Origin of the sequence: Pseudonocardia pini, assembly GCF_013870575.1 — a bacterium.
In the GTDB taxonomy this organism is placed as follows: Bacteria; Actinomycetota; Actinomycetes; order Mycobacteriales; family Pseudonocardiaceae; genus Pseudonocardia; species Pseudonocardia pini.
In genome coordinates, this window is sequence record NZ_JACBXB010001192.1 from 1 (window position 1) to 1,120 (window position 1,120).

Below are 1,120 nucleotides of genomic sequence, written 5' to 3' on the forward strand. Positions count from 1 at the left end.
GGCGGGGACCAGGGCGACGGCTCGGGCGGCAGGGGCTGCCCCGTGTGCAGCTGCCCGGGGTACGGCTGGCCGGGGTACCGGGGCGCGGAGTCCGGCGAGTACTGCGGCACACCCACCTCGGTGGGCTCCGCGGTGGGCACGACGCGGGTCTCCTGGTTCGGGTCGTCCGGACTGCTCACGGGCGGAGACTAACCGGGCAGGGTCTCGGGGTGATCACAGCTCGCGGTGTGGTGGGCTGGACGACATGGAACGCAAGGGGCTGGTCCTCGCGCTGTGGGCGATCCCGGTGGTCGGGCTCCTCGCGGCGGCGGTGTGCCTGGTCGCCGGGAGCCCCGTCGCGGCGGGCGTGGTCGCCGCGGCGGCGCTGCTGATGGTCGAGCCGCTGCGCCGGTTCACCGTGCCGAACCTGGCCGTCGTCCTCGACCCGGTGGAGGCGGAGGAGCTCCGCGAGATCGCGGCGGACGAGGGCGAGGCCGCCGCGGTGCGGAGGCTGCGGGAGATGTACCCGCAGGCCGGTCTGCAGGCCGCGGTGCGGGCCGTCCGGGGGCTCTAACCGGCCAGGAACGACAGCCGCACGGTCCGGACGGCGTTGTCGACGTTGGTGTCCACCAGGCACACCGACTGCCAGGTGCCGAGCGCGAGGCGGCCCGCGAGAACGGGCACCGACATCGACGGCGCGATGATCGCGGGCAGCACGTGGTCCCGGCCGTGGCCGGGGGAGCCGTGCCGGTGGCTCCAGCGGTCGTCGGCCGGGAGCAGGGAGCGCAGCGCCTCCAGCAGGTCGGTGTCGCTGCCCGCCCCGGTCTCGATCACCGCGACCCCCGCGGTGGCGTGCGGCACCCACACGTTCAGCAGGCCCTCCTCCGCGCCCGCCGCGGCCAGGTGGTCGTCGATCCGGCGGGTGAGGTCGACCACCTGTTCCGTCGCCCCGGTCCGGATCTCGATCAGCTCGGTGTGCATGTGCCGAGCGTAGGGTCCGGGCGTGCGCGAGGCCTTCGGACGGACGATCGACGTACCCGAGGGGTACTTGAACACCGCCGGCGTGGGAGTCCCGCCTCGGGAGGTGGCCGACGAGGTCGCCGCGGCCCTGCAGGCCTGGCGCAAGGGCACCGGCCGGGTG

2 protein-coding genes are annotated in these 1,120 nt (G+C 75.2%); one reads left to right on the forward strand and one right to left on the reverse strand.

The window, feature by feature from the left end; translation table 11 throughout:
• The first annotated feature begins 244 nt into the window (after positions 1-244).
• Positions 245-553, forward strand: a complete 309-nt coding sequence (locus H5J29_RS33740) for a hypothetical protein (protein WP_181784915.1) — start codon at positions 245-247, stop codon at positions 551-553.
• Here the strand turns inward: H5J29_RS33740 and H5J29_RS33745 are convergent.
• Complete coding sequence (locus H5J29_RS33745) at positions 550-960, reverse strand: secondary thiamine-phosphate synthase enzyme YjbQ (RefSeq protein WP_181784916.1); 411 nt, start codon at positions 958-960, stop codon at positions 550-552. The genes H5J29_RS33740 and H5J29_RS33745 overlap by 4 nt on opposite strands.
• Between the last annotated feature and the right edge of the window lie 160 nt (positions 961-1,120).